The 5,432-nt window shown below is 68.3% G+C and carries 5 protein-coding genes; 2 read left to right on the top strand and 3 right to left on the bottom strand.

The window, feature by feature from the left end:
- The 3 genes from K0M70_RS08375 to sucC form a co-directional block, all read right to left on the bottom strand.
- Positions 1 to 834, bottom strand: an 834-nt coding sequence (locus tag K0M70_RS08375; RefSeq protein WP_290781347.1) for a nitrilase-related carbon-nitrogen hydrolase, incomplete at its 3' end; no start/stop codon positions are given.
- An 81-nt stretch (positions 835 to 915) separates the two neighbouring features.
- Positions 916 to 1,797, bottom strand: a complete 882-nt coding sequence (gene sucD, locus K0M70_RS08370) for a succinate--CoA ligase subunit alpha (RefSeq protein WP_290781346.1) — start codon at positions 1,795 to 1,797, stop codon at positions 916 to 918.
- Between the two features lie 13 nt (positions 1,798 to 1,810).
- Complete coding sequence (gene sucC, locus K0M70_RS08365; protein WP_290781345.1) at positions 1,811 to 2,971, bottom strand: ADP-forming succinate--CoA ligase subunit beta; 1,161 nt, start codon at positions 2,969 to 2,971, stop codon at positions 1,811 to 1,813.
- A gap of 153 nt (positions 2,972 to 3,124) precedes the next feature.
- Between sucC and K0M70_RS08360 the strand changes: the two genes are divergently transcribed.
- Together K0M70_RS08360 and K0M70_RS08355 are read left to right on the top strand one after the other, a co-directional pair.
- Entirely contained in the window at positions 3,125 to 4,759 is a 1,635-nt protein-coding gene (locus K0M70_RS08360; RefSeq protein ID WP_290781344.1) for a histidine kinase dimerization/phospho-acceptor domain-containing protein, read from the top strand.
- A 55-nt stretch (positions 4,760 to 4,814) separates the two neighbouring features.
- Positions 4,815 to 5,432, top strand: a 618-nt coding sequence (locus tag K0M70_RS08355) for a response regulator (protein ID WP_290781343.1), incomplete at its 3' end; no start/stop codon positions are given.

The following is a 5,432-nucleotide window of genomic DNA, read 5'->3' as shown; positions in this document are numbered from 1 at the left end:
GCGGATGCCGCGCACGATGGCGCGGTAGGCCAGCGACTCGCGGCTTTCGTCGGCCTCCTGGGTCCACTGCAGGCGCGTGAACCGGCGCTCGCCGGCGTCGAAGTCCGTCACCAGCAGCTGTTCCTCGAAAGCGCGCGCCGCCGGATGCACGCCGCCGTCGCCGTCGGCCAGCACCGAGGCGCCGTCGAACACCAGCTCATCCTGCCCGCCCACCACGTTGAGATAGGCCAGTGCGACGCCGGTTTCCTGCACGCGCTGCGCGAGCAGTGAATCGCGCACCGCGGTCTTGTCGCTTTCGAAGGGCGAAGCGTTGGGCACCACCACCAGCTGCGCGCCCAGCGCCACGGTTTGCGCCAGCGGTTCGGCGAACCAGAGGTCTTCGCAGATCAGCAGCCCCACCTGCACGCCGGCCACCTCGAACACACAGGCGCCGCCGTCGGGATCGACCGAGAAGTAGCGGCGTTCGTCGAACACGGCGTAGTTGGGCAGTTCGCGCTTGCGATACGTCAGCTCGACGCCGCCGTTGCGCAGCACGCTGGCGGCGTTGTACACCACGGCGCCGGCCGATTCCGGCCAGCCCACCACGGCGGTGATGCCGGTGCAGGCCGCGGCGACTTCCATCATGGCGCGCTCGCAGGCGGCCAGGAACTCCGGGCGCAGCAGCAGGTCTTCGGGCGGATAGCCCGCCAGGGCCATCTCGGGGAACAGCACCAGGTCGGCCCCGTGCTCGTCGCGGGCCTGCGCGATCAGCGCGGCAATGCGGGTGGCGTTGCCCTTCACGTCCCCCACCGGGAAGTCGAACTGGGCCAGGGCGATTCGCAGCTTTCGGGTCACACGCAGCTCCGTGGTTTGCCACCGCCCCAATGAAGAAGGGCCGCACTGGGCGGCCCTTCCGGACGGCGCTTTGGCGCAATCTTACTTCTTTGCCGCCAGCCGGGCCGCGATGGCGGCGCCCAGGTCGCCCGGCGACTTCACCGTGGTGACGCCGGCTTTTTCCAGCGCGGCGAACTTGCCCGCCGCCGTGCCCTGGCCGCCCGAGGCGATGGCGCCCGCGTGGCCCATGCGCTTGCCTTCCGGGGCCGAGGCGCCGGCGATGAAGCCGACCACCGGCTTGGTGACGTACTGGGCGATGTACTCGGCCGCTTCTTCCTCGGCGCTGCCGCCGATTTCGCCGACCATGATGATGCCTTCGGTCTGCGGGTCTTCCTGGAACAGCTTGAGCGCGTCGATGAAGTTGGTGCCGTTGATGGGGTCGCCGCCGATGCCGATGCAGGTGGACTGGCCCAGGCCGGCGTCGGTGGTCTGCTTCACGGCTTCATAGGTGAGCGTGCCCGAGCGCGACACGATGCCGATCTTGCCCGGCATGTGGATGTGGCCCGGCATGATGCCGATCTTGCACTCGCCCGGGGTGATCACGCCGGGGCAGTTCGGGCCCACCAGCACCACGTCCTCGTAGCCCAGCAGCGTGTTCTTCACGCGCAGCATGTCCAGCACCGGGATGCCTTCGGTGATGCAGACGATGACGCGGATGCCGGCGTCGGCCGCTTCCAGGATGGCGTCGGCCGCGAACGGCGGCGGCACGTAGATGACCGACGCGTCGGCGCCGGTTTCTTCCACGGCTTCGCGCACGGTGTTGAACACCGGCAGGCCGATGTGGGTGGTGCCACCCTTGCCGGGCGTGACGCCGCCGACGACCTTGGTGCCGTAATCGAGCATCTGCTCGGCGTGGAAGGTGCCCTGCTGGCCGGTGAAGCCCTGGACGATGACCTTGGTGTTCTTGTTGACCAAAACGCTCATGGTTTCTGTGTCCTCAGGCTGCAGCGGCGACGGCGAGCTTGGCGCCGTCGTTGATGTCGTTGGCGGCCTGGATGGCCAGGCCGGAATTCCGGAGGATTTCCTTGCCCTTGTCGACGTTGGTGCCTTCCAGGCGCACGATCACCGGCACCTTGACGTCCACTTCCTTCACCGCGGCGATGATGCCCTCGGCGATCATGTCGCAGCGCACGATGCCGCCGAAGATGTTGACGAAGATCGCCTTCACCTTGTCGGACGACAGGATGAGCTTGAAGGCCTCGGTGACGCGTTCCTTGGTGGCGCCGCCGCCCACGTCCAAGAAGTTCGCCGGCGAACCGCCGTTGAGCGCGATCACGTCCATGGTGGCCATGGCCAGGCCGGCGCCGTTCACCATGCAGCCGATGTTGCCGTCCATGGTGACGTAGTTGAGGTCGTACTTGCTGGCCAGCAGCTCGGTCTCGTCTTCCTGGCGCACGTCGCGCATGGCGGCCAGGTCGGCGTGGCGGAAGGTGGCGTTGTCGTCGGAGTTGATCTTGCCGTCCAGCACGGCCAGGTCGCCGTTGGTGAGGATGGCCAGCGGGTTGAGTTCAACCAGCGCCAGGTCCTTTTCATTGAACAGCTTGTACAGGCCCATCATGATCTTGCTGAGCTGGTTGACCTGCTTGGCCGTCAGGCCCAGGTCGAAGCCCAGTTCGCGGCACTGGTAGGGCTGCAGGCCCTGCACGAAGTTCACGTTCAGCACCTTGATGGCGTCCGGGTTTTCCTTGGCCGTGGTTTCGATGTCCACGCCGCCGTCGCTGGAGGCGATGAAGGTGATCGAGCGCGTGCTGCGGTCCACCAGCACCGACAGGTAGAGTTCCTTGGCGATGTCGGTGGCCTGGGTCACCAGCACCGTGTCCACCGGCAGGGCCACGCCCGCGGTCTGGTAGGTGGTCATCTTGGTGCCGAGCATGGCCTTGGCATACTCGCGGACCTGGTCGAGGGTCTTGGCCAGCTTCACGCCGCCGGCCTTGCCGCGGCCGCCGGCATGGATCTGGGCCTTGACCACCCAGAAATCGCCGCCGATGGCCTTGGCCGCGTCCACGGCCTCTTCGGGGGTGCGGGCAACGCGGCCCGCCGGGACGGCGATGCCGTAGTCGGCGAACAGCTGCTTGGCCTGGTATTCGTGGAAGTTCATGCGGCTACCTTGTGGTGGGCGGGGTCGCGAGCGAGGGGCGTTATTGTCGCCGACCCCCCCGGCAAAGGCAAAGAAGCTGGTTTCGGGGGCTGGAAGGTCTTCAGGGCCCGACCGCCGGGGTCCATTGGGCCCGCGCAGGGGCATAATCGGGCCATGGCGACCGCCCCCCGAAAGTCCATCGCAAATTCCCCCCAGCGGCGTGAGCTGTACTTCTTCACGCTCTACCGCATGCTCGAGGCCGCCCTGCTGGCGCTGGTGGCCTTCAGCCCGGTGGGCGAACTGATGCTGGAAATCCGCGACCCCGGGGTGCTCCGGACCATCGTGGTGCTTTACATGGTGGCGGCCCTTGCGCTGCTGCTGGCCAGCTACCGCAGTGAAATCCCGCCGCCCCGCCAGGCGGCGGTCGGCCTGGGCCTGGACCTGCTGGTGGTGGCCGGCACCCTGGCCGTCACCAGCGGCGGCCAGGGCGGCATCGCCCTGCTGCTGCTGTTCAACGTCGGCGCGGGCGCGCTGATCCTGCCCCAGCGCCTGGGCCTGGGCTTCGCCACCGCGGCGGCCATGGTGGTCCTGGGCGAAAGCATCTACCGGCGCACCTTCGAGGCGATCGAGCAGCGACCGCTGGCCGAGTCGGTGATGTTCAGCGTGACCTACCTGGCCACCGCCGTGCTGTGCGAGCTGCTGAGCCGGCAGGTGATCGAATCCCAGGCACTGGCCGACCGGCGTGGCGAGGAATTGGCCAACCAGGCCGAGATCAACGAACTGGTGATCCGGCGCATGCGCACCGGCATCCTGGTGGTGGACGGCGACCACCGCGTAAAGGTTTGCAACGAAGCCGCCTGGGGGCTGCTGGGCAAGCCCTCGCCCGACCGCCAGCAGCTGGCCGACGTGGCGGCACCCCTGCACCGGGCGCTGCTGGTCTGGCGGCAGGGCCGGGGCGATATTCCCAAGGCCATGACCCTGGCCGAAGGCGCGCCGGAAGTGCTGCCGCGCTTCGTGTCGCTCAGCCTCACCGACAACCTGTTCCTCATCTTCCTGGACGACAGCCGGCTGTATTCGGACCGCGCCGAAGAGCTCACGCTGGCCACGCTGGGCCGGCTTTCGGCCAGCATCGCCCACGAAATCCGCAACCCCTTGGCGGCCATCAGCTATTCGGTGCAGCTGCTGGAGGAAACCACCAACCTGCCCGAGGCCGACCGCCGCCTGCTGGAAATCATCCACACCCAGTGCCAGCGCATGAACGGCATCGTGCAGGACATCCTGGGCCTGGCGCGGCGCGAACGATCGCAGCCCGAGACGCTGGACATCGGCCAGTTCGCCCGCCGCTTCGTCGACGAATACCGCAGCAGCCACCCGCTGGAAACCGACGTGCTGCAGGCGGTGAGCGAGCGCACCACGCTGGCCATGGCCGACCCGCGGCACCTGCACCAGGTGCTGACCATCCTGGTGCAGAACGCCCTGACCTACGGCCGCCTGCCCGGCGAGCCGGCGAAAGTGACCGTGGCCGTGCGCAGCGCCCCGCCCGGCTCGCCCCCGGAGCTCAACGTCACCGACCGCGGGCCGGGCATCCCGGCGGCGGTGGCCGACCGCATATTCACGCCGTTCTACACCACCAGCGAACACGGCACCGGCCTGGGCCGGTACACCGCCCAGAACATTTGCGAAGCCAACCCGTCCACGCTGACCAACCCGCCGGTGCGGGGGGGCGGCAGCTGCTTCCGCATCGTGCTGCCGCCGGGCCTGACCCTGATGCAGGACGAGATCGGCAACACGCGGCTCAATCTGGCCTGAAACGACCCGATTCAGCTAAGGTGTATGGGTCTTTTCTGCCCGCCCCCGGTAATACATGGCTACCCCCCGCAGCGCCCTGGTAGTAGACGACGAACGCGACATCCGGGAGTTGCTGGTACTCACCCTGGGCCGGATGGGGCTGCGCGTGGACACCGCCGCCGACCTCACCAGCGCCCGGGCTCAGCTGGCCCAGGGCAGCTACGACCTGTGCCTGACCGACATGCGGCTGCCCGACGGTTCCGGGCTGGACCTTATTTCGCTGATCGCCGCGCGTTATCCCGACACCCCGGTGGCCATGATCACGGCCTTCGGCAACGTCGAGGCCGCCGTGAACGCCCTCAAGGCCGGCGCCTTCGACTTCGTCACCAAGCCCGTGGACCTCAGCGTGCTGCGCCGGCTGGTGCAGCACGCGCTGGACCTCAACCAGCAGCGCCGCAGCGCCAGCCCGGCCAGCGGCCGCCTGCTGGGCGAATCGGCGCGCATGCAGCAGCTGCGGCAAACCATCGGCCGCGTCGCCCGCAGCCAGGCGCCGGTGTACATCAGCGGTGAATCGGGCGTGGGCAAGGAGCTGGTGGCGCGCCTGATCCACGAACAGGGTTCGCGCGCGGCCGGCACCTTCGTGCCGGTGAACTGCGGCGCCATTCCCTCCGAATTGATGGAAAGCGAGCTGTTC

The sequence above is a fragment of the Arenimonas sp. genome (assembly GCF_019459675.1).
Taxonomy (GTDB): domain Bacteria; phylum Pseudomonadota; class Gammaproteobacteria; order Xanthomonadales; family Xanthomonadaceae; genus Arenimonas.
The sequence above is the reverse complement of the archived record's forward strand: the minus strand, read 5'-3'. Positions and strand labels throughout refer to the sequence as shown.